We start from the raw sequence: 22,633 nt of genomic DNA, 5'->3' as shown, positions 1-22,633 counted from the left end.
GATAAGCACGAGTAACGCGGGCGCACGTCACCATTCTCCGATAGTGTTGGGGGCCGCATTGGCCTTTTGGGTGCTAGTAGCTTATACGTGAGTTTCTGCGGGTCGGGGCTCGTTTCAACAAGCAAAGGTAGCACCACAACATTCCCCATCAATTTAACGTCAGCCCACTTTTGCGTTTACCCGGCCATTCCGTCCGGCCCCATCTACGTTATTACACTAATCCGAAATGCCGTAGTCCCCTGAAGATACCGTGGTTCATGTTGGTGGTGGTCACGTACTCTGCAAGTGCCTTGTCCTGATCATTACCGTTACCCATTGCCACGGGGTGGTCAACCATCGACAGCATTTCCAAGTCGTTCAACTCATCCCCAAATGCGTACGTAGGCAGACCAGCCAGTCCCGTCTGGTTGAGGAAGTGTGCGATGCCAGTGCGCTTAGATACGCCCGTCAGCATGGTGTCGAGGCCGCGCGGATTGTTGCGGACCAGACTTAGTTGACCGGCAAAGTGGCGTTGGTACAGCTTGGCTTTGTCAAAGTTAAACGTGAACATAAAATTAACGGGATTGTGCTGGTACCAATGTGGATCAACGTCGGCGGTTAGGTGCAGCAATTGGTAGTTCTCACGGGTAGCGGCGTTCGCGCCACTGAGCGCAAAGCCGGTGTTGTTGTACCACCCGACCACGTCGCCTTGTGCCCGGGCAAAGCTGTCGAATCGTTCAATTAGTGGTACCGGAATGGTTTCGGCATGTAGCTTTTGGCCCCCGTATTGCACGTAGCTTCCATTCGCACTGACGATGGAGTTAATTCCCGTCTGGTCTAACACGTACTGGATTTCAAAGACGTTGCGTCCGGTGGCGACCACGGGCAAGATGTTGTTAGCCCGCAGCCGGGTGATGGCATTACGCGTATCGTCCGCGACCGTTTTGTCATCCCGTAACAACGTACCGTCCAAATCAAAGAATACAACTGCTTGGTACAAAATATTGCCCCCTCAACCTATTAATGACCTTATTTATATAATAAGTCCCGTTTGTGTAAATGACAAAAGGCGGGCTACCAATTTGGCCAACGTACAATGTGGCGAATATCCATGAACCCGGTTGATATCGCGGCCAATCTTCTGCATAATTGGGACGTAGAAGGTACGACTTTTTGAGTTGAATGAATGGCTGGTTTGGGACTGAGGAGCAGTGATTGCGCCCCTTTGATTGAACCAACCACACATAGAACGGAGAAGTGATTATGGCAGAAGAACGGACGTTAATTTTGGTGAAGCCGGATGGTGTCGAAGCTGGGCATATCGGTGAGGTCATTACGCGGCTGGAGCGGCGTCAATACACGATTAGTGCCCTCAAGGTAATTCAGGCAACGCCCGAATTGCTAGCGCAGCATTACGCACCGCACGTAGCAAGCCGTACTACCCGGCGATGCAGTCCTACATGATGGAAAAACCGTTGGTGGCCATTATCGCGAGTGGCGATGATGTGGTCGCGCAATTCCGGCGGATGGCAGGTAACACCAAGCCGGACGAAGCACCAATTGGCACCATTCGCGGCGACTTTGCTCGTAGTTGGGGTCCTGGTCCCATCCGCAACGTGGTGCACAGCTCGGATAGTGAAGAGAGTGCTGACCGCGAGATGCGGATCTGGTTCCCCGAATTATTCTAAGGTTAGAACGGAATTGATGTCTGTACGTGAGGGGGCACACCATGCCAAGTAAGCCGGAATATCGTGACGTTGATGATTATATTGGGCAACAGGTACCAGCAGCCCAGTCACTGTTGGCGCGGATGCGACGGACAATTCACGAACAAGTGCCGGTAGCCACCGAAAGCATTAAGTGGGGGCAACCCTTTTTCACTGCTAACGGGCAGCGGGTAAGTATTGCTGCATACAAGGCGCACGTGAGCTTGTTGCTTAGCCGGGATATTCCGGTGGAGTTGGTCGCGAGGATTAGCGCTGCGGGGTACTCATCCGGGCAAAAGCGGCTCAATATCCGCTTTGACCAGGAGGTGCCCGCTGAATTGCTGATTAAGTTACTGACCATGGAATTTACGGAATCAGATTAATTGGGGCGGTGAGCTGATGACGAAGAACCGTTTGGAGTCATATAGTGACGGTATGTTTTCAATCATCATTACCATTATGGTGTTGGGGTTGATTGTGCCCGCGGGTAGCCAGTGGACGGACCTACTGACGGCGCAACACGTGACGGCACTGGTGGCATACTTAATTAGTTACGTGTTGGTGACGAGCTTTTGGGTCAGTCACCACAATATCATCGCGCAGTTAAGGTCAGTGACACCGATTGACTTGTGGCTCAACGCGCTGGTATTACTACCAATATCGTTGTTGCCGATGTTGACGAGTTGGTTTGATCGCTACCCGCTAGCGGCGGCGCCCAGCATTGCGTACGCGGTGCTCTACATTTTAACGGTCATGGCACTATACACATTAGCTGCCCGTGTTGCAAAGCAAATGCGTGACGGTAAGGCCCGCGACGAGTTTGCGCGGATTAACCAACGACGATTGGTCTTTATCGGTATGGGCGTGGTCGATATTGTTCTGGCTAATTTTTGGCCGCCCATTACGTGGGTCATGGTGGCGGTGATTTCGGGCTCGTGGATTATGGCCTTATTGGCTAGGGCCCACCGGTATAACAAGAATGAGGCAAAAGAGGAGCAAAAATGAAAGTATTTGTAATTGGTGCCACCGGTCGCGTGGGGCAGGATTTAATTGCTGACCTCGTGGACGCAGGACACACGGTGACGGCGGGCGTACACACGCCGGCTAAGTTCAAGCAGACGGATATCGCGACAGCAGTCTCCTTCGATTTAACGGCGGATCCGGCCACCATGGCAGCCACGCTCAAAGGGAACGACGCGGTCTACTTTGTGGCGGGCTCGCGCGGTAAGAGCCTACTCCAGGTTGAGGAATTTGGTGCGATTAAGTCGATGCAGGCGGCTGAGCAAGCGGGCATTAAGCGTTACGTTATGCTGAGCTCGCTGTTCGCGACGCAGCCGGAGCGGTGGGCAGGCATCCCGTCCCTGGACAGCCTCGCCGATTATAACGTGGCTAAGTTTGTGGCGGATAACTGGTTAATTCGTAACACGCAGTTGGACTACACCATTCTGCAGCCCGGCAGTCTGACTGAGGATGAGGCGACCGGCAAAGTCGCGTTGGGTGTGGACGACGGTGGTCGCAACCCGATCCCGGACGTGGCGGCGGTACTCGCGGCCGTGCTCGACCAGAGCAACACCTTTGGTCAGGTCATCACCATGCACTCAGGGAATACGGAAATTGCGGCTGCCGTGAATGATTGGACAGCAGCGCGTTAGCACAGGTCACACAACGCCCGTCCGTGGCGATGCACCTCTACGTGGGGTACTGCTGCGGGCGGGCGTTGTGGTATACGGGGAAATTGAGATGGATTACACTTTCGGGCCTGCCAAGGCCGCACAAATTGACGCCATTATGCACATTGAACAGGCGGGTTTCACGCCAGAGGAAGCCGCGAGTCGGGCGGCCATGACGCAACGTATTGCTGCGTACAGTGACACGTTCATTGTGGCGACCACGACGTCGGGGACGGTTGCTGGTTACGTAGTCGGCCCCGCCTTTAATCAGCGCTATTTGATCGATGAGTTGTATGGCGATAGTCAGCCTAACCGCCCGGCTGATTGTTACCAGACGGTGCTGAGTCTGGCCGTCCACCCGGATTTTCGGGACAGCGGGCTGGGTAGTGCGCTGTTGGAACAGCTGGCGTCCGTGGCGCTTCAGCAAGGGCGGCGGGCCATCACGTTAACGTGCCTGGCGCGGCTGGTGCCCTTTTACGAGCGCAACGGTTTTGCTAACGAGGGCATCGCGGACTCGGCGCACGCTGGTGAGCGGTGGTTCAACATGGTGCGTGAGTTACAGTAAGGATTTGAACTCAGCCGCCATGAGCGGCACTAGCGGGGCAAAGGGGTGGAGCGTTTGCGCCACGGTGGCGGGGTCGTTGCTGGCGGGCACCGGGGTGGCGATGTTGGTCGCCAGTTGCCGCATCCGCAGTCCGTTGATAACCATCCGGATGGCGATGTCCGCCTGCATGGTGTGGTTACCGTAAATGAGTGTCGCTACGGGTTTGTGGTTCCACTCAGCGAAAACGGTGTCCAGTGCGTTTTTCAGCACGGCGGGGTAGCCCCAGTTGTACTGGCCGAACACTAGCACGAATCCGGCGTACTGGTCGATGATTTGTGCAAAGTTGCGGGTGCTGTCCTGGGTGTAATATCCCTCGGCGGGCGGTGTGGGCTCGGCGAGAAACGGTAAGTCAATTGTGGCGAGGTCGATAATTACGGAATCGAGGTCCTGCGTTGCTAATTGGTTTTGTAGCCAGGCGGCAACGGCGGGGGCAACACGTCCCGGGCGGTTAGAACCGCTGATGATGCCAATTTTTTTTATTCGTCATAGATTCCTCCATTATTTTAAAATGTTTGTAGTTAGCATTATTGATTCACGTGAATACAAAATGTAGTATAAACGTTGAACTGAGATTGTCAATATCTATGCACGTGAATTAAAAAGGAGGGGCGTATTTTGATTGATGAAATTCTGGAACGACTCAACCAGTTTATTGCTCAGGATGGTAGTGCGGACGGTGAGAAGCGGTGGGCCGAGCAACAAACGCGTAACCCCAACGTCCGGGCACTAATCCACCGGTTGAGTACGCGCGACATTCTGATTGTGGCGACGGTGGGGCAACATTCAATCCTGCCACAAAAGGAATTACCCGCGCTGGTACATACGTCGCAGGCCACGGCGAGCCGTGCGGTGACCCGGTTAGCGGGTGCGGGTTTGGTCATTCGCGAACGGATGCCCGATAACGCAAAGGAGTGGCAACTCAGACTAACCGCGATGGTACGGAGGTCGCACGGTTAAAGTCATTACTGGACCAGCGGTTACGGGGAGCGGCGGCGGTGGTCGCAAGCCACTACAGTGAAGCGGAGCTGGCCCGGTTTAACGAGATGCTGGGGGAGATTCTACAGCTTTCGGCACACGCCTTTGGGGATGTGCAGTAAAAACATAGCAGTTATATAGAAAACATTTTGGGAGGAGTATGTATGTCTGCATATTCAGTTGATATTACACGGATTATTATCCGTTTAGCGATGGCCACGGTGGTTGCCGGAATTATCGGCTCCAACCGTGAGCATAATAGCCACCCCGCGGGGATGCGGACGCACATTTTGGTGTGTCTAGGAGCGTGCGTGATTGCGATGATCCAGCAGGAAATTGCGGCCCAGGCTATCAACTTTGCCATCCACAATAAGGAAATATTCTCGGTCATTCGGGCCGATCCCGCCCGGCTAATTTGTCAGGTGGTGAGTGGTATTGGTTTCTTGGGCGCCGGCACGATTATCGTGACGCGCCACAATATCTCGGGCCTAACTACGGCCGCGTCCCTTTGGGCGGTGGCCGGCCTCGGGATTGCCATCGGGATGGGCTACTACACGATTGCGGTCATTAGCGCAATTTTCGTCATCGTGGTGCTGGCCTTCCTCAAGCGCGCATTCCGGATTACGCCACCAATTCGCCGACTGGAAGTGAAGTACGTTAATAAGGCGGAGACGCAAAAGTTCGTTAAGGGCTACTTCAGCGAACATAAGGTGAACGTCCTGGCAACCGCGTTTAGCACCGAGCGGACGAACGGCGAAGCGGTGTACAAAAACATCTACCGGATTGAAATTCCGCGGAAGGCGAACTACGTCGACTTGATCGACGACATCTCCGCCAACGACAACATCCGCACCGTCCGCGTCGTCACGCGCTAGTGGTGTGTGTGCAGGCAAAGTGGCGGTGGGATTGCGGCTTACGTGCCCTTCGCCCTAGCTGTGGTTACCGCGGAGCGCCACACAAAAGCCGCAGCTCACCGGTTCGACCAACGCTGCCGGCAAACACTTCGTTAACGGAGCCGAACCCGTGGACGATGGACGATGGCGTGTGGTACACTTAACGCAATAAATGGCGACCAGTGAACCCAGTAGTCGTCACGGAGACCTTCAGAAAGCCGGCGTTTGCTGCGAGCCGGTGCGACCGTGGCGGTGAATTACAATCACTTTGAGTGTCCGTGGTGCAGACCGTTATCACTGCTGAGAGGTACGGCGTAAGGCCGTACAAGCTGGGTGGTACCGCGGCATGTCCGTCCCGTAGCGTGAACAACGCTACGGGGCTTTTTTTAATGTCCGGGCCGCGATTGACCTAGCAACTCTTTGATCCAGCTGGATGAACGGGAACGCCACTTTGCTGTGTGCATTTGGTCGAATTAAACGTAGGGGGAAATAGATATGGCAGATGCGACAACATTATTGATGAACTGGCTTGGCGCGGGGCGCTGAATCAAATGACCGACGAGGACGGTTTACGTGAATTAACCGCCAAGGAACACATCGGCGTTTATTGTGGGACCGACCCCACTGGGGACTCCCTACACGTGGGACACCTCATTCCGTTCATGATCCTCAAGCGGTTCCAGCAGTTTGGCCACCACCCGGTTATCCTAATCGGTGGTGGTACTGGCGCTATCGGGGACCCGTCTGGGCGTAACAGCGAGCGTGTTTTGCAGACGATGGACGTAATTCACGACAACGAGCAGAAGCTGACCGACCAAATGGTCAAGCTCTTCGGGACTGATAATTTCACCATCGTGAATAACTACGACTGGTTGAGCAAAATCTCCCTCCTCGACTTTTTGCGCGACTACGGGAAGCTTTTCACGATTAACAACATGCTCAACAAAGAAGTGGTGGCCAGCCGTCTGGAAAGCGGTATTAGCTACACCGAATTCACTTACCAGATTTTGCAGTCCGTTGACTTCCTGACTTTGTTCCGGAATAACGGCGTGCACCTACAAATTGGTGGGGCCGACCAGTGGGGCAACATCACCGCCGGCATTGACCTGATTCACCGCCTGGAGGGTGCCGATGCCCAGGCGTTTGGGTTGACCAACCCGTTGATGCTCAAGAGTGATGGCACTAAGTTTGGTAAGTCGGCCGGCGGTGCCGTTTGGCTCGACCCGAAGAAGACGTCGCCGTACGAGTTCTACCAGTTCTGGTACAACCAGGATGACGCCGACGTAGAAAAGTTCCTGAAGTTCTTTACCTTCCTGTCCAAGGACGAGATTGCCGAATTGGTGCAGGCAACTAAGGATCACCCCGAAAAACGTGCCGCCCAGCGACGCCTGGCCGAAGAGGTTACGGAGTTCGTACATGGCAAAGCTGCGGTGCAGGAAGCGGAGAACATCTCACGCGCCTTGTTCTCTGGAGACGTGGCCAGCCTGACTGCGACGAAATTGAGCAGGGTTTTGAACGGATGCCAAGTGCCACTGCGCCCGCAACGTCCGCTAACTTAGTTGAATTCTTGGTTGACGTAACGCAAATCGAAAAGTCTCGTCGTCAAGCACGTGAAGATATTAATAACGGGGCCATTTACGTTAACGGTGACCGGGTACAGGACGTCGACTTTACCGTTGATCCGTCTGCCCACTTCGATGGTCGCTTTGTCATTATCCGCCGGGGTAAGCGGAAATACTTCTTGGTTCACATTACGGACTAGTCGCGCAATTGGGCACGAGCTGTCCGTATACGGATGGTGGCCAGAGCAAAGCCGGCACCACCAATTAATGTCGCTACACAAATAGGAGCGGTACGCGAACGGTGCGTACTGCTCCTTTGCTTTGTCATATTCAAATTTTCCTGCATAAACGTCGCGCCTAAGTAATTGGTATGGTTGCCGTGCTACGCTCCATCAGTAAGTGTGAACGGCGAGCGGATTAGCCTTCAAGCCTATCCGCTGCTCTAATTCCTCCTGCTGATGATTAATACTATAGACGAAAAGTATGATGGTTTTGTGGCGATTGGACTAAGAATATATTAACAACAAAGTGCGCCTAATTGTCCTAAAAGCACGTACAAATGTTCGCTTCGCAACCGGTTACTTCCGCGAAATGTTGCAGATGGCAACGAACCGTAATAAGGTTATTGCACGTTCGTAACAGCGTTGTAACACTTTGGGCCTATACTTCATTACAGATTCTTAAAGAAGAAGTTATTAGGGACGGAGTGAACTGGTTTGAAGAAGTCAATTACAATAGCAACAATCGCTGCGGCGTTCCTGCTAGCAACCACTGCTTTTGGGGAAGCATCCAATGTACATGCTGCGGATAGCGCCGAAATCACAGCGAAGAAGTCGAGTAACGCCAAATTACTGGCTGAGGTACAGTCAGCACAGTCAAAGGTAGCTGATCTGGACAACCAAGTTTCGAACAAGACGGTTGCCATCAACGACGCCAACACTAAGATTGCTGATACGACAGCAGCAATCAAGAGTTATGACGGTAAGATTACTACCGCACAGAAGGAATTGGCTGCCCGTAAGGCAACCATGAAGGCTCAGTTGAAGTCCCTGCAGAAGCAGGCTGGCGATTCCGTTACGGGTAACGTATACGCCGACTTCATCCTGAACAGTGATAGCATCTCCGACTTGATCGACCGTGGCCTCACGGTTGGCAAGTTGAGCAAGGCTAACTCAGACGCCATGAACGACGTGAAGAGTGCCGAGGGCAACCTGGCTGCCTTGAAGCAAACGCAGCAAAACAAGAAGGACACGCTGGAAGCCACTAAGACCCAGTTGGTTGCTGACCAGAAGAACCTGTCTTCCTTGAAGGATGACGCCCAGAAGGCTGCCGACAGTTTGAACCAAGAGCTGACTGACAACCAGGACGCGCTGGCTACTTTGGAAGCCGACGCTGCTAAGGCTGGCGAGAAGGCAGCAGCTAAGGCTGTTGCTACCGCAGCTAAGGCTAGCGACACTAGTGCTGCTAAGACCACGACGACTACGGACGCCAAGTCTTCCAGCAACAGTAACAGTTCCAGCGATGCAACTACTACTAACGGCAACTCCGGTAGCTCCAGCAACAATGGTGCCGGTGCTTCATCAACGCCATCTGTTAGTGGCGGTAGCATCATCAGCAACGCGGCCAAGTACATCGGTACTCCATACGTTTGGGGCGGTACTTCACCAGCCGGCTTTGACTGCTCCGGCTTGATTTACTACGCCGCAGCTCAGGCTGGTATCAGCCTGCCACGTACTTCTGAAGCAATGAGCACGTTGGGTACTTACGTCAGCGTTTCTGACCTACAGGCCGGTGACCTAGTATTCTGGGGTGGCGTTGGTTCGGCTTACCACGTAGGTGTGTACGTTGGTAACGGGATGTTCATCCACGCACCTACTGAGGGCCAGTCCGTTAAGTACACGAGCATTAGCGCCTTCCGGCCAAGTTTTGGTCGTCGCCTGTAATTCCTTGTTATAAAAGTAATTAAGAGTTTTCTTCAAACCAGGCAATGGACATGTTGATGTTCGTTGTAGCAAAAATAGCGTCGCGTAACCAACAGTCGGTTATGCAACGCTATTTTTGTGCACAACAGTAATTTGCCATAATGTCCGCAACATTTTTAGGCCGTTCGGTGCCTGTGGTATCATGGTGAGTAAGAAACTCAGGGGGAAATGTCATGATGGCGACGACCAAACGCTTACTAGTAATCACAGGTGCCACGGGGACCGGTAAAACGTCGGTACAGCAATATTTGCATCAGCAGTACGGCATTAACCGGATTATTACCCACACCACCCGGCCGCAACGGCCCGGAGAAGTCGACGGTCGGGATTACTACTTTGAGGATGATGCGAGTTTTGCTGACAACCATTTTATCGAGCACGTACGGTACTCTGGTTACCAGTACGGTTCTTCCTTTGAAGGACTCGACCGTGCCTTTGCTCAGGCGGACGTCGCGTCAATTGTTTTGGATACTGCGGGCGCCATCACCTACCAAGAGCGTGTCCATCAGTACCGTGTTGAAACTATCTTCATGACGATTACGGACCCTCGGTGTTGGCGGAGCGGTTGACGCAGCGGGGCGATGATGCTGCTATGATTGCGCAACGGCTCGCTAGTGATGAGTTTGAACGGGACCTGGCGCTGCCCGATGCGTTAGTTGGCCACGCCGATGTGGTCGACAATGACGATTGGCAGTTGGCACGGGTACAAGTAGACGCGCTGCTGATTGATTGGAGTGTGCAACCCGTTAGTGGTGACCATAACGTTACTGCTTCTTAAGGTGGCAGATCACACAATATTCGTAATTTCAGGTTAAAATAAGGGCTTAGTTGAAGTCGCATCGGTTGGTTACTGATTGCGGCAATTATTGCGGAACCAGTCCCGGGACCAGTGGGCAACGTGGGATTGGCAAAATTATATAGTAGGGGGCATGCAAAATGGCATATCGGACCATTCCGTTGTTATCACCAGCGGCAATTGTTTCAATTATTCTATTAAGTAGTGCGTATAACGTTGTGAACACCATTAACCCGGTTAACCGGCCTAAGAGCTCGTCTGAGCAAAGCAGCCTGTTATCCAGTATTAGTGCGTCCAAATCCTCGTCGGCTGCGGCTAAGTCGGGCTCCAGTGCCACTAGTAGTAACGCTGACAGTAGGGCGTCCTCCAAAAAGGCTAAGTCGGCGTCGGATGATTCGGCCAGTTCAGACAGTGCGAGTCAGGACAGCGCCGCGGGGCAAAGTCACAGTAGTGGCGCTACTAGCGGTGCTAGTTCCGCATCCAGTGAGTCGGCGAACGATGATGCCACCAACAATTCGAGTGCTGCTAGCAGTAACGCAAGCAGCGCGTCCAGTAGTAGCTCCAGCACAGCGGATTCGGCGGCGTCTAGCGGTGCTGCTTCAAGCGCAGCCAGTTCAAACTAACGGGGGGATGAAGAACGTATGCTGACAGCACTAGATATTGTTAACCGTATTTTCGGCTACTTTAACATTCAGGATCGGCCAAAGGGGCGTGTGTTCACCATCATTGCCTTCTTTGCTAACTTTTACTTACTCTACGTGGCCATTGCTAACCTGCGTTATGAAGGGTATCGCATACGCGGAGCCCTCTTTCTCGCGCTCTTTGTAGTCATGCTGTACTTTATTTACCTGAACTTTATGTACTATTTCACCACTAAGAAGGCTCCGGCCGACATTTCGCCTAAGATTGAACGGGCCCTCGGTGGTAGTGCTAAAGCCCGCCAAGAGGCCGCTGAAGCCTTCGTGCAGGACGAGACGCCCACGGTGGGTGTGTTTGATGAGTCGCAACTCTTGCCGACCACGTTGCTTATTGGGTCACGGCAGCAAAAAAAATATTGATCGCCTGGCCAAGCACATGGAGGACAACGGTGTCATGACGCTGGACTACCAGGGAGTGAGTGAACAAATGCTGACGGAGGTTGCCCAAAAGACCGCACAACCAGTGCTAGCAATGGGTACGCCGGTGTTAGTGCCATTCTTTGAGTTGGTACAGCACGGAAAACGTTGGATTATTCGTGGTGGGCTGAACGAACTGGACGCGACGGAACTGGCCGAAGTGGTCACCGTGGGGCTGTCACCAATTGACGATGCGCAGGATAAATTTGACTTGGCCTTGGCGTCAGTAACGCTGTCAGGTGGGCCACAGAAGGAACCGGGCCGTTCGGGTCTTCGGGATGCCTTTGCGAAGTTCACTATTGATGCCAAAGTTGCATACGTAAATCCGAATAAATAATCGACATTATGAGACCTTAGTTTGCTTTCTCCTAATTTTCAATGTAAAATTATTTAATACAAAGAAAACTGGAGGTCTCGGTTATGTCCATGATTGAGTTCAAGCACGTTGAGAAATACTATCCAAACAAGTTCCACGCATTGAAGGACATCAACCTCACCATCGATAAGGGTGAAGTGGTGACGATTATCGGCCCTTCCGGTTCCGGGAAGAGTACGCTTTTACGTACGATTAACGGACTGGAGAGCATTTCCGAAGGGCAACTGCTGGTTAACAACATGGACCTAGCGGACAAGAAGACCGATATCAACCGGTTACGCAAGGACGTAGGGATGGTGTTCCAACACTTTAACCTCTACGCCAACAAGAGCGTGCTGGACAACATCACGCTCGGACCGCGCTTGGTGTTGAAGACCTCCAAGGAAGACGCGGAGGCTGAAGCCCACGAGTTGCTAAAAACGGTCGGGCTCGCTGACAAGGCAGCTAGTTTTCCTAGTATGCTTTCCGGGGGTCAGAAGCAACGAATCGCCATTGCGCGCAGTCTAGCAATGCACCCGAAGGCCATTCTGTTTGACGAACCAACGAGTGCGTTGGACCCAGAAACCATTGGCGACGTGCTGGCAGTTATGCAGCAAATTGCCAACCAGGGCATGACGATGGTTGTGGTGACCCACGAAATGGGCTTTGCCCGGCACGTTGGGGACCGTATCGTGTTCATGCGGACGGCCAGATTCTGGAAGACAGTCGCGACGTGAACGGCTTCTTTGACAATCCACAGGAACCGCGGGCTAAGGAATTTATTAGTAAGATTATTAACCACTAAGGGGGGATCAGCATGCGTAAGCGCATTATGAAGTGGCTGCTCCCCGCGCTACTGGTTTTGCTGACGGTGGGCCTGTCGAGTTGCGGCAAGGACATTTCCAAGCAAAACGTGCTGACCCGCGCTAAGCAGGACAACACAATCGTGTGGGGCGTGAAGGCCGACACCAACCTCTTTGGTTTACTAGACGTGAAGTCTAACCAAATCAAGGGGTTCGATGTAGATATGGCCAAAGCAATTACCAAACATATTCTGGGCAAGAAGGGCAAAGCTGAATTTGTCACCATCACTAGCGATACCCGTATCCCGATGCTGAAGGCGGGGAACATTGACGCCATTGTGGCCACGATGTCCATTACGCCGGATCGGAAAAAGCAGGTCGACTTTTCGAACGTGTACTTCAAAGCCGGTGGGTCGTTACTGGTTAAGAAGGGCAGCAAGATTCACAGCGTGAAGGACCTGACTAAGGGTACGAAGGTGATTGTCACCCAGGGCTCAACGTACGGTGACGAGATTAAGGCGGCTGCACCACAAACACAAGTATTGCAGTTAGCGGATTATGCTTCGGCGTTTACCGCGTTGAAGTCCGGTCAGGCGGACGCTTTGTCCACTGATAACGGTATCCTTTACGGGATGGCAGCGCAGGATCACAGCTACGAGGTTGTTGGTGGTACTTACACCAAGGAACCATACGGGATTGCGGTGAACAAGGGTCAGAAGCCGTTCCGGAACAAGATCAACCAAACTATCAAAGAAATGAAGGCCAACGGGGAATACGCTCATTTGGTCAAGAAGTGGTTTGGCGGTATTCCGGGCTTCAGTTTAAAGGAGGTTGAGTGATATGTTCTCAGTACTCTTTGACAACTGGGGCACGTTAATTAACGGTCTCGGTTATACGGTGTGGTGTAGTATATTGGCCCTCATCGGTAGTTGCGTCATCGGGACTGTCTTTGCTCTGATGGAAATTAGCGCGCACAAAGTTGTTCGCGTTATCGGGCGGGTGTACGTTGAAGTCGTGCGGAACATCCCGTTGCTGGTCATTACCATGTTCTTCTATGTGGTCATCCCCAAGTACGTGATGGCGATTGATGGGTTTACCGCCGGCACGATTGGGCTGACCATTTACACCAGTGCGTTCATCGCCGAAACGGTGCGTGCCGGGATTGAATCGGTGCCAGTCGGCCAGATGGAGGGTGCCCGCAGTAACGGGTTGTCCTACCTGCAGGCGATGACGCACATCATCTTCCCGCAAGCGGTGAAGATTATCATCCACCGCTGGGTAATCAATTCATCAACCTGATCAAGAACTCATCGGTTTTGGCCTTTGTTTCGGGCTTCGACCTGATGTATCAGGGTAAGCTGGTGGCGTCGGCTAACCTGCAGACGTTCAATACGTACCTGGCGGTCGGGTTGCTGTACCTGATTATTACGTTGCCACTATCGTACTTCATGCGCTATCTCGAAAAGCGCTGGCAAACGGCCTAGGGGGGGGTGAACTGATATGGACACATTCGTAAAGGCTTTATCGTGGGTCAACCTCCGCTACTTGTTTGAGGGGTTTGGTATTACCATTGAGGTTTCACTCTGGGCAATTGTGCTCAGCTTCATCGTCGGCTCACTACTAGGTGTGGCGCGCTACGTGAACGTCAAGTATTTTTCCGCCATTGTCGGCTTTGTCATCGATATTATTCGTAACTTGCCGCTAATTTTGATTTTATTCTTCGTATACTTCGGGTTGCCAGGGATTGGTATCCGGGTGGCCGTGGTACCGGCGGCAATCATTGCGTTGAGTATCTTCGAGTCCGCGATGCTGGCCGAAATCATTCGGAGCGGGATCAACGCGGTGCCAAAGGGGCAGATGGAGGCGGCTCGCAGTAACGGGCTCACCTACGTTCAGGCGATGACTCAGGTGATTATGCCGCAAGCGTTCCGTAAAATGATTCCGCCGATTGTGAGTCAATTTATCAGCCTGATTAAGGACACGAGTTTGGCGACCATCATCCTGTTGCCCGAAGCGATGTATCGGGCGGAGATTATTTACGGTCAGAACGTCAACTACATGATTCCGATGTACGTGGCGTTGGCCGTGATCTACTTTGTGATTAATTACTTACTGTCAATTGCTTCGCGGCACCTCGCCAAGCGACTGGCCATCTAACCATCTATAACTGAGCTGGCGCGCGTCTGCAGACGTGGGCCGGCTTTTTTTTCGTTATGGTGGATACGAACCCGCGGGCGGGGTTTGGGGTTGGCGGGCTTACGTGCCCTACGCCCCAAACCCCGCCCGCGGGTTCCCGATACATTGTGTTGGAAACTTTTCTTTCTGCGGGCAGATGCGTGTCAGTACAACCTGTGCCTCAAATTGTACCCCTGCAGATTAAACGGTACTCTGTATAAGCCGCTGAATTAAATTCGTGAGGGCTGCGTTTCAAGCACACTGAATGACAATCCTGTATGGTTCATGTAGCTCTGACGCCGCCGCTGGTATGACATCCACGAAGTGACGGGTGCCGGCAAAGTGGTGGTGGGGTGGAGGCGGCGTGCCCGGAGACGTGGTTGTTACAACAGTAGTGGGAGGCCGCGTCGGTCGGGTTGGTGAGTGGAGGCGTGTGGGTCGGAGCGGTAACCACTGCGGGGGAGACCGCCGTAGGAACATAGTGACGTACGGCGCGACGAATTCTGAGACTGACCGGCGGGCTTCCGGGCAGGCTCAGAATCGCACCGGAAACTCGCATGCACTTGGCGAGTTGGAGGTTTCGCCCTAGCAGTGGATTACCGCGGAGCACCCACGAAAGCCGTAGCTCACCAACCCGGCCAACGCTGCCGTCACCCACTACCGTAGCAATTCACGGCTCAAGGCACGTAAGCCGCAACCCCACCGCCTCTTTGCCTGCACGCAACCACCGACCAACCGCTAAAGTTCAGACCAGCGGCCGATGGCGGAGCCTCGACCTTCCCGTATACTGATGGCATATTAGTCAGGGAGGAAGAACGTTATGAAGAGGTTCATATCCATTATTCTGGGCATCGCCGTAGTGATTGCATTGGTGGGCGTTGGCGCCAAGTTTGCCACGCAAAATAGTAGTAGCCAGCTAGCGGCCACGGTGGATCAGCTCAACCCGTTGGTAGGCAAAGACGTCGCGTACGTGAAAACCACCAATCCCGTCAGCGTCAACGGTTACGGCACTCCCACATACCGGCAAATGGCCGTTGACCGCTATGGCCGCAGCCGTACGTTGGAGTTCGTGGGCGTGAAAGTGCTCAAGCGCGGACGTTACTTGAAGATTGATCACAAAGGCGCTTACGTACAAACATACACCGCGGTCAGCGCGTCGAGCGTACCCGAAGCTGCGCGGAATGAATTACAATAGCTTGGTTAATTAGGGGGCTGACTAGTAGTCACCCTATTTTTTTGACGACAAATTTAGTTAGGGTTGACAAAATCTAACTAACGGTTTAGACTCTTCAAAGTAGTTAGCTGATATAAAAACTAACTAAGTAATTTGTCGATGGTAAACAGCTTACGTAAAGGAGAATTTAGTTATGGCAAACACACCTAATGAAGATTTACTGCAACTATTTGGGCAGCTGTTCATGCAGCGCCGCTTTGTTTGGGCCGCTATTCAGACCCAGCAGCGTCGCGATGGTAACGTTGAGTTACGCGGACCGTTGCGCGTGCTCGTTCTGTTGAAGGATGGGCAGCAGCTGACTAACGCTGATATCGCAGAGCGTTTGGATATCCGCCCTAGCTCAGTGACGGCCCTCGTGAACCGACTGGTCGAAGCCGGCCTGGCTGAACGTAACTCCGCACCCGACGATAAACGCGTGCAGATGATTAGTTTGACCGATAAGGGGCAGCAGGCGCTGGACGACGCGCAGAACACTCGCGCTGAGTTTACTGACAACGCCTTTGCGGCACTTTCCGATGAGGAACGTGCTCAGCTTCAGGCATTACTAGCCAAGTTGGTACCGGACGTTGAGCGACAAGAAGACGAACATCGCGATGATGATCACGATGGCCGCGGCTTTGGGCGTGGCTTCCACGGGGCACACGGACATCATGGACCCCACGGCGATTGGCCGTATGGTGGGGGCCGTCGTCACCCTGGTTTTGATCGGGGCCGGTTCTAAAACTTGTAGATAGAGGTAATTGGTAATGCAACGAATGAGAAGTACCGGAGCGCCACAAAAATTTAGCATGCGTAACTTTCTGGGCCTGATTAGCCGGATCCACCCCAAGTATTGGCAACTGGGCGTGGGCTTAGCATTAGGGCTGGTTGCGACCGTGTTTCAACTGTTGGTGCCCCACTTTGCCCAAACGCTGATTAATCAGCTGGGTCACCACGTCGATACCGTCTTCGTCGTGGGCGTGATTGGACTGTTCGTACTGAGCGCGTTGGTCAGTGCGGGGTCGGGGACTATCCTCGGATTCTTCGGTGAGGACGTGGTCGCAAAGTTGCGGACGTTGATGTGGGACAAAATCCTGCGTCTGCCCGTGGGCTACTACGAGAATACGAAGTCGGGGGAGGTGTCGTCACGATTGGTGAACGACACCACCCAGGTCAAAGACCTGCTGGCGAACTCCGTACCGCAGATGGCAACGTCAATTTTGCAACTGTTCGGCGCGCTGGCTTTCATGCTGGTGATGGACTGGCGGATGACGCTACTCATGTTTGTGGCGGTGCCATTGGTGCTACTGGTCATCATGCCGGTGGCCAACCAGTCACGTAAAATCGCCTTTGGTCGTCAGGATGCACTCGCCGGGTTTAACGGTGAGGCTAACGAAGTCATTGGCGAGGTCCGGCTCGTGAAGTCGTCAACCGCCGAACCAGTAGAGGCTCAGCGCGGACACGCGCGGGTGGACGCCCTGTACCAGTTGGGGTTGAAGGAAGCTATGTATGACTCCATTGCGGGTCCCGTCATGACCATGGTGATGATGGGGATGGTTGTCGGCATGCTGGCGTACGGTGCGAACCGAATTGCGCAGGGAACCATGACGATGGGGACGCTGTTCTCGTTTCTGATGTACCTCGTGCAGATGATTTCACCGTTTACCACTTTGGGGCAGTTCTTCACCTCGTTGGGCAAAGCTAGTGGGTCAACCGCGCGCATTCAGGAGCTCCTGATGGTGCCGGACGAACCTCAGGGTACCGCGGCTTTGGACTCGGTATCTGGACAGACGCTGGCGATGAACGACGTTAACTTCAGCTATGCGGACGGCGAACAGGTGCTTCATGACGTATCATTCGTTGCAGAACCAAACAAAGTAATTGCTTTTGCTGGACCTTCCGGCGGGGGCAAGTCGACCATCTTTGGTCTCATTGAGCGGTATTACACGCCGCAGTCCGGGCGGATCACTCTCGGTGACCATGACGTCAATCAGGTTGACCTCACCGCTTGGCGCCAACAAATCGGTCTGGTGAGTCAGGACGCACCCATTATGGCGGGTACCGTACGCTATAACCTCACGTACGGACTAACGGGCGATTATGACGATGAGCGGTTGTGGCAAGTACTGTTGATGGCGTACGCGGAAGACTTCGTACGGCGGTTGCCCGATGGGTTGGACACCCAGGTGGGTGAACGTGGCGTGAAGCTGTCTGGCGGTCAACGGCAGCGGATTGCCATTGCGCGGGCGTTCCTGCGTGATCCGCAGATCCTGATGCTGGACGAGGCCACGGCCAGTCTGGATTCAGAGTCAGAAATGATGGTGCAGAAGGCGTTAACTAAGCTGATGCACAACCGGACGACGTTGGTCATCGCCCACCGGCTCAGCACCATTGTGAACGCGGACCAGATCTACTTTATCGAGCAGGGCACGGTTAGCGGTCACGGGACCCACGACGAGTTGGTGGCCCACCACGATTTGTACCGTGAATACGTGGAAAACCAGTTTGGTCACGAAGAACAAAGTGCTTAGCGCGGATGGCAAAGGCCCGTCGCATTTCCCTGTTGGGGGATGCGGTGGGTCTTTTATTTCCCGGGAATATCGGTGTCTGGGAGACTACTCAGGATGATCAACCGCGAGCTAGTACACCGGCCGGTCTTCTCCCTGGGTATCCGGGTCGGCCATGCCGATACTGTCGTTGGCGGCAAAGTCGGGATCAGCAACGATTTTGAGCACGACGTCGGCGACACTTTGACGCGAGCCGGACACCCCGACGTACGGTTCGTTGCGCGTGGTGACGGTGTACTTGACTTCGTCACGGTTATTGAGCCACGGGAGGCGCAAAGTAGTGTAAGCCAAATCGGATTCAGCTAGTAGTTGGTCGGACTGTTGAGCGGCGGCGAGGCCGGAGCGAACCTGAGCTAGATTCCAGCGGCCAAACTCACCGGGTACCTCGTTGTAAATACCCAGTATATTGGTGAAGATGATGCGGTGCACATGGTGTGCTTGCATGGCAGTAATCACGTTCTTGGTCATCCGGTTATCGCGATCGTGATCAACTACGGCAACAAAGACCATGTCCTGCCCGGCGACCGCGCGCCCAACCGACGCGGCATCTTCTAGGTCCGTTTCGATGACGGTGACGCGTGGGTTAGACGCCAATGCCGATAAACGTTCTGCACGGCGGAGACCCAAAGTGAGCTCCACGTCGCTAAATTGTGGTTCGTTCAATATCCGTTGCTCAACGATCCGGGCAATTTGACCATTTGCTGCTAGTATCAATAATTTCATGCCGGGTTCCTCCTTATTTGCGGTTAATTCCGAGACTGTCACGGCTGCCTAACTTTGGATCGTGGGCCAGGCGTAAGACCAAATCAGCGATACTGACCCGAGATACATCGTGGCCACCAAAGGCCTCACCTTTGTGCGTGATTTGATAGTCAGTGTCGTTGCCGCTATCGAACCATCCCGGCCGAATAACGGTGTAATTGAGGCCTGACGCCTCGATAATATCGGCTGCCCGGCGGTAAGAGCTGAGCATCGGGTTCGAATCTAGGTTGCCGCTGGCACCAACGGACGCTGGTATCTCGTTATAGATGCCCATCGAACTGATGAACAACAGCCGCTGAACGCCGGCCTCGTCCATGCCATCCACGAGCGCCTGCGCCATGCGGGGCAAGTCGCCGCTCAGAGCAGCAAAGACCACATCTTGGCCAGCGAGGGACTGTTTCAGGATGGCGGGGTCAGTCACACTGCCCGCTATGACATGCTCACGGTCAGCGTTCAGATTGCGTAGCGGTCGGTGTGGCGGGCCATCAACGTGAGGCTGTCGTTGCTATTTTGCAAAAAGTAGTTGCGGGTGACCTGGCCCACCGAGCCTGTTGCCCCAATAATTAATACGTTTGTCATATCAGTATCTCCTTTGTTTTGCTGTCTGGGATTAGGTTAAGTTCTTGTTGCGATATAAACAGTAGGCGCATTGCGTCGTAGTCGTGCAGTTGCGTCAGGACGACTGACCGGCCAAAGCGTAGTTGGTCAAGGAGGCGTATATCGTGTGTCCAGTCCTGCAGGTGTCGAGTCCAACCGGTCACCCGTGAATCAGCGAGGATGTACATCAACTGCTGGGAGTCCGTGCTTGACCAAGGCAGGTGGGCACGGTTGAGTATCATTGTCAGCTTTGCATGAATTAACTCAGGATCAACAATACCGTGTCCGTCTAGGTAGCGGTTAAAGCGGCTCAGTCCGTAGCCGCCGTCCTGCCCGTCGCGGTCCGCACCGAAATCGTGCAGATAGGCGCTGAGTATCATGATGATGGTATCGCGGCGACTGAGTGATTTCAACTGAGCATAATACAACGATAGATACGCTAGCCGTTTAGCGTGTGCGGAACCAAAGTTGTCAACACCGGCATCGAGCGCTTGCCCTAATGTCGCATCCAGCGTCGCAATTAAGCGACTACCGGACGCACCCAACGAACTGGGTGCTAGGCCGATATCTTCGACTGTCAATTGGGGTTCAATGGTGGCGACGATGCTGCAATCGTCCTGGTTATCAGGCGATTCGTGACAAATGAGCAACTTGGCCTGTGGGTGTTGATAGAGGTAGCGTACAATTGGCGCCGAATCGGTTTGCCAATTGAGTAGGAAATCGCCGTCGAGGTTGACTACGGCGTAATAAATGGTGGGTGCAGTCATCATACTCACCTCGAGTGTGCTTAATGGTTGCGGCGCTCTCCCGGCAACACCATGAATATTGCGGCCAACAAGGCTAGAAACAGTAGCCATGCACCGGTCAAAATTGCGTGCTGGAAACCCGGAACAACGCCGCGGAACATGCCTTGTATCGCCACTAAGATTGATAGCCCGATTGAGCCACCGAGCTGGTGCATCACGTTGACTACACCACTAGCCGCCCCCGCGTCCTCACCCAGTGTATGGGCAACACCCGCAGCGGTGAACGGACTCAGCGCCAAGCCTTGGCCGACTCCCAGCATCACCATTGGTAGGGCGATGCCGAGCCAGTAGCCTGTGGCAGGAGTGAAGCGGCTCATCCAAAACATCCCGATAAAGGTCAGCAGGATACCAATAATTAGCAGCCCACCATTGCCGAGCTTCTTGGTCAGGCGTGCAACCTGTAGGGCGACCACAAAGTTGACGACCGTCAGCGGGAAGAACGCGATGCCCGCCATTAGTGGCGTAAAACCTAGCTGACTTTGCATAATCTGCGGCGTGATGAACCAAAATCCCAGCATGGCGCCCATGTAGAGGATATGGCTGATGTTGGCCCCGGTACGCTCCAAATCCGCAAACAAGCGTAGCGGCATGATTGGTTGAGCTGTGTGGGCCTCCTGGGCAATGAAAATCCCTAACAGAATGACGGCGGCGATGAGGGCGTACAGCTGGCCGACTGTACCGACGATGCTGTAGACCAGGGTGATCATGCCGAACAGTGAGGTTAGGGTACCGAGCCAATCCAGTGTGCCTTTGCGGCCGGTATCATTGGGCAGGTGCCGCATGGACAGGTAGAGCATCCAGACGGCGATGGGTACGTTGATGAAGAAACCGATGCGCCAACTCAATAGGCTGGCCAGTAGCCCACCAATGACTAAGCCGACCGATGCACCGATGCCACCCATCGCGCCGTAGTAACCAATGGCCCGGACGCGTTTGCCGCCCGTGTAAGTATCCATCAAGATGGCCAGAGTGGTCGGTGCCAAAATGGCGCTGCCGATACCCTGAAATGCACGGGCAGCGATAATCAGGGTTGCGGACCCAGCGGCACCGACGAGTAGGGATCCTAGGCCGAAGATGATTAGACCAATCTGGAAAACACGCCGGCGGCCGAACAGGTCACCAGCACGCCCACCGACCAGCAGGAAACCGCCAAAAGTCAGTGAGTACGCACTGGATACCCAGGACAGGGTGTTTTGGTCAAGATGCAGGTCCTGCGCGATTTTAACCGTTCCAGTAAAGATGATGGAGTTGTCGAGCAGAATCATGAAATAACTTAATAAGATAACGAGTAGAATCCAGTCAAAGTGTTTTTGCTTTTGCATGTTAATGATGTCTCCCTGAGTTGATGACATCAGTGTAATGGTTAGAGCTGGTGTAAGCGCAAGGAAAATTGCAATTTTTTCAAACGCCGTCATGACGGTGCTGTACGGTCAAAGCCGCCTGGACATTCAGGTAAGATTAAACGGGTGCCCAATGATAGCCTCCACAAACATCGTCGTGGCGCGGGTTATAGCTGGTGTAACTTTTGCTTGCGTTATAGTGGGTGTAAGGTAGTATGATGGTAACAGTTAAACAGAGGGGAAGTATTGCTAATGACGTACACAGTTCAAGAAGTGGCTAAAAAGATGGGGCTGACCACCTACACGGTGCGTTATTATCATGACCACGGGCTGTTGCCCTACGTAAAACGTGATGAAAACAACAACCGCGTCTTTGACGACGTAGACTTGGAATGGGTACACCTCATTACGTGTTTGCGGCAGACAGGGATGCCACTGGAGAGTATCAAACACTACTTTGACCTAGTCATTGCGGGTGAAAGCACGGTGCCGGAGCGGTATCAAATCATGTTGGCACAACAGCAGCGCACGCTAGACGAAATTGCCGAATTAAACCACCACCTGGAGACTATCAACAAGAAGGTGGCGCATTACGCCGACGTGCTGATTAACGCCAAGCCGGACACCTACGAGCCCTCCAACGTTGCAACCGCGGCGGATAACGCCCCCGATACGGTCGCAAAAGTTTAAATATACGCAAACACGCGCCTACCGGTATTTGGTGGGCGCGTGG

Annotated in this window: 21 protein-coding genes and 6 pseudogenes; 21 read left to right on the top strand and 6 right to left on the bottom strand. The window is 53.6% G+C overall.

Annotated elements, in window-relative coordinates; translation table 11 throughout:
• Window positions 1-211: 211 nt before the first annotated feature.
• The gene (locus JCM12539_RS09950; RefSeq protein WP_054651146.1) at window positions 212-979 is read right to left on the bottom strand and encodes a Cof-type HAD-IIB family hydrolase; all 768 of its coding nucleotides are present in this window, start codon (window positions 977-979) and stop codon (window positions 212-214) included.
• 263 nt (window positions 980-1,242) lie between these two features.
• On the opposite strand from JCM12539_RS09950, the pseudogene ndk reads away from it, so the two are divergent.
• The 5 genes and pseudogenes from ndk to JCM12539_RS09925 all read left to right on the top strand — a co-directional run bounded on the left by ndk (window position 1,243) and on the right by JCM12539_RS09925 (window position 3,920).
• Window positions 1,243-1,667, top strand: a pseudogene (gene ndk / locus JCM12539_RS09945) (nucleoside-diphosphate kinase).
• Between the two features lie 41 nt (window positions 1,668-1,708).
• Window positions 1,709-2,068, top strand: a complete 360-nt coding sequence (locus tag JCM12539_RS09940) for an iron chaperone (RefSeq protein ID WP_054651144.1) — start codon at window positions 1,709-1,711, stop codon at window positions 2,066-2,068.
• A gap of 16 nt (window positions 2,069-2,084) precedes the next feature.
• Window positions 2,085-2,690 carry a TMEM175 family protein gene (locus JCM12539_RS09935; RefSeq protein ID WP_054651142.1) on the top strand — a complete coding sequence of 202 codons (606 nt, stop codon included), beginning with the start codon at window positions 2,085-2,087 and terminating at the stop codon, window positions 2,688-2,690.
• Window positions 2,687-3,337, top strand: coding sequence for an SDR family oxidoreductase (locus JCM12539_RS09930; protein ID WP_054651140.1), 651 nt, complete (start codon window positions 2,687-2,689; stop codon window positions 3,335-3,337). The genes JCM12539_RS09935 and JCM12539_RS09930 overlap by 4 nt, the downstream gene beginning before the upstream one ends.
• A gap of 88 nt (window positions 3,338-3,425) precedes the next feature.
• Complete coding sequence (locus JCM12539_RS09925) at window positions 3,426-3,920, top strand: GNAT family N-acetyltransferase (protein ID WP_054651152.1); 495 nt, start codon at window positions 3,426-3,428, stop codon at window positions 3,918-3,920.
• On the opposite strand, the gene JCM12539_RS12820 is transcribed toward JCM12539_RS09925, so the two are convergent.
• Complete coding sequence (locus JCM12539_RS12820; RefSeq protein ID WP_263849789.1) at window positions 3,912-4,424, bottom strand: NADPH-dependent FMN reductase; 513 nt, start codon at window positions 4,422-4,424, stop codon at window positions 3,912-3,914. The genes JCM12539_RS09925 and JCM12539_RS12820 overlap by 9 nt on opposite strands.
• Before the next feature lie 150 nt (window positions 4,425-4,574).
• On the opposite strand from JCM12539_RS12820, the gene JCM12539_RS09915 reads away from it, so the two are divergent.
• The 15 genes and pseudogenes from JCM12539_RS09915 to JCM12539_RS09845 all read left to right on the top strand — a co-directional run bounded on the left by JCM12539_RS09915 (window position 4,575) and on the right by JCM12539_RS09845 (window position 18,359).
• Window positions 4,575-4,916 (top strand): MarR family transcriptional regulator, encoded by a 342-nt coding sequence (locus tag JCM12539_RS09915; protein ID WP_054651136.1) that lies wholly within the window; start codon window positions 4,575-4,577, stop codon window positions 4,914-4,916.
• 182 nt (window positions 4,917-5,098) lie between these two features.
• Entirely contained in the window at window positions 5,099-5,809 is a 711-nt protein-coding gene (locus JCM12539_RS09910; protein ID WP_054651134.1) for an MgtC/SapB family protein, read from the top strand.
• A gap of 569 nt (window positions 5,810-6,378) precedes the next feature.
• A pseudogene (tyrS, locus tag JCM12539_RS09905) lies at window positions 6,379-7,589 on the top strand (tyrosine--tRNA ligase).
• Between the two features lie 516 nt (window positions 7,590-8,105).
• Window positions 8,106-9,332: a C40 family peptidase gene (locus JCM12539_RS09900; RefSeq protein WP_054651132.1), complete on the top strand. Its 1,227-nt coding sequence runs from the start codon at window positions 8,106-8,108 to the stop codon at window positions 9,330-9,332.
• Window positions 9,333-9,547: 215 nt separating this feature from the next.
• A pseudogene (locus JCM12539_RS09895) lies at window positions 9,548-10,149 on the top strand (guanylate kinase).
• A 158-nt stretch (window positions 10,150-10,307) separates the two neighbouring features.
• Window positions 10,308-10,790 carry a hypothetical protein gene (locus JCM12539_RS09890; RefSeq protein WP_054651130.1) on the top strand — a complete coding sequence of 161 codons (483 nt, stop codon included), beginning with the start codon at window positions 10,308-10,310 and terminating at the stop codon, window positions 10,788-10,790.
• An 18-nt stretch (window positions 10,791-10,808) separates the two neighbouring features.
• Entirely contained in the window at window positions 10,809-11,225 is a 417-nt protein-coding gene (locus tag JCM12539_RS09885; protein WP_054651128.1) for a DUF6681 family protein, read from the top strand.
• On the top strand, window positions 11,164-11,619 hold the full coding sequence (locus JCM12539_RS09880) for a DUF6681 family protein (RefSeq protein WP_162204120.1): 456 nt from the start codon (window positions 11,164-11,166) through the stop codon (window positions 11,617-11,619). The genes JCM12539_RS09885 and JCM12539_RS09880 overlap by 62 nt, the downstream gene beginning before the upstream one ends.
• Before the next feature lie 83 nt (window positions 11,620-11,702).
• Window positions 11,703-12,442: pseudogene (locus JCM12539_RS09875) on the top strand (amino acid ABC transporter ATP-binding protein).
• 12 nt (window positions 12,443-12,454) lie between these two features.
• Window positions 12,455-13,279, top strand: coding sequence for a glutamate ABC transporter substrate-binding protein (locus JCM12539_RS09870; protein ID WP_054651124.1), 825 nt, complete (start codon window positions 12,455-12,457; stop codon window positions 13,277-13,279).
• A gap of 1 nt (window position 13,280) precedes the next feature.
• Window positions 13,281-13,924: pseudogene (locus JCM12539_RS09865) on the top strand (amino acid ABC transporter permease).
• Window positions 13,925-13,940: 16 nt separating this feature from the next.
• Window positions 13,941-14,597, top strand: coding sequence for an amino acid ABC transporter permease (locus tag JCM12539_RS09860; protein ID WP_054651122.1), 657 nt, complete (start codon window positions 13,941-13,943; stop codon window positions 14,595-14,597).
• An 838-nt stretch (window positions 14,598-15,435) separates the two neighbouring features.
• Window positions 15,436-15,810, top strand: a complete 375-nt coding sequence (locus JCM12539_RS09855) for a YxeA family protein (protein WP_054651120.1) — start codon at window positions 15,436-15,438, stop codon at window positions 15,808-15,810.
• 172 nt (window positions 15,811-15,982) lie between these two features.
• Window positions 15,983-16,570, top strand: coding sequence for a MarR family winged helix-turn-helix transcriptional regulator (locus JCM12539_RS09850; protein ID WP_054651118.1), 588 nt, complete (start codon window positions 15,983-15,985; stop codon window positions 16,568-16,570).
• Between the two features lie 25 nt (window positions 16,571-16,595).
• Window positions 16,596-18,359: an ABC transporter ATP-binding protein gene (locus JCM12539_RS09845; protein ID WP_082405468.1), complete on the top strand. Its 1,764-nt coding sequence runs from the start codon at window positions 16,596-16,598 to the stop codon at window positions 18,357-18,359.
• A 108-nt stretch (window positions 18,360-18,467) separates the two neighbouring features.
• Here JCM12539_RS09845 and JCM12539_RS09840 read toward each other — a convergent pair whose 3' ends face one another.
• The 4 genes and pseudogenes from JCM12539_RS09840 to JCM12539_RS09825 form a co-directional block, all read right to left on the bottom strand.
• The gene (locus tag JCM12539_RS09840; protein ID WP_054651116.1) at window positions 18,468-19,118 is read right to left on the bottom strand and encodes an NAD(P)H-binding protein; all 651 of its coding nucleotides are present in this window, start codon (window positions 19,116-19,118) and stop codon (window positions 18,468-18,470) included.
• A gap of 13 nt (window positions 19,119-19,131) precedes the next feature.
• A pseudogene (locus JCM12539_RS09835) lies at window positions 19,132-19,736 on the bottom strand (NAD(P)H-binding protein).
• The gene (locus tag JCM12539_RS09830) at window positions 19,733-20,524 is read right to left on the bottom strand and encodes a hypothetical protein (RefSeq protein WP_156302172.1); all 792 of its coding nucleotides are present in this window, start codon (window positions 20,522-20,524) and stop codon (window positions 19,733-19,735) included. Before JCM12539_RS09830 ends, JCM12539_RS09835 begins: the two are co-directional and overlap by 4 nt.
• 17 nt (window positions 20,525-20,541) lie before the next feature.
• Window positions 20,542-21,882 (bottom strand): MFS transporter, encoded by a 1,341-nt coding sequence (locus tag JCM12539_RS09825; protein WP_054651148.1) that lies wholly within the window; start codon window positions 21,880-21,882, stop codon window positions 20,542-20,544.
• Between the two features lie 270 nt (window positions 21,883-22,152).
• Between JCM12539_RS09825 and JCM12539_RS09820 the strand changes: the two genes are divergently transcribed.
• Window positions 22,153-22,590: a MerR family transcriptional regulator gene (locus JCM12539_RS09820; protein ID WP_054651112.1), complete on the top strand. Its 438-nt coding sequence runs from the start codon at window positions 22,153-22,155 to the stop codon at window positions 22,588-22,590.
• Window positions 22,591-22,633 lie beyond the last annotated feature (43 nt).

Source organism: Lacticaseibacillus pantheris DSM 15945 = JCM 12539 = NBRC 106106 (assembly GCF_001311175.1).
Taxonomy (GTDB): Bacteria; Bacillota; Bacilli; order Lactobacillales; family Lactobacillaceae; genus Lacticaseibacillus; species Lacticaseibacillus pantheris.
The sequence above is the reverse complement of the archived record's forward strand: the minus strand, read 5'-3'. Positions and strand labels throughout refer to the sequence as shown.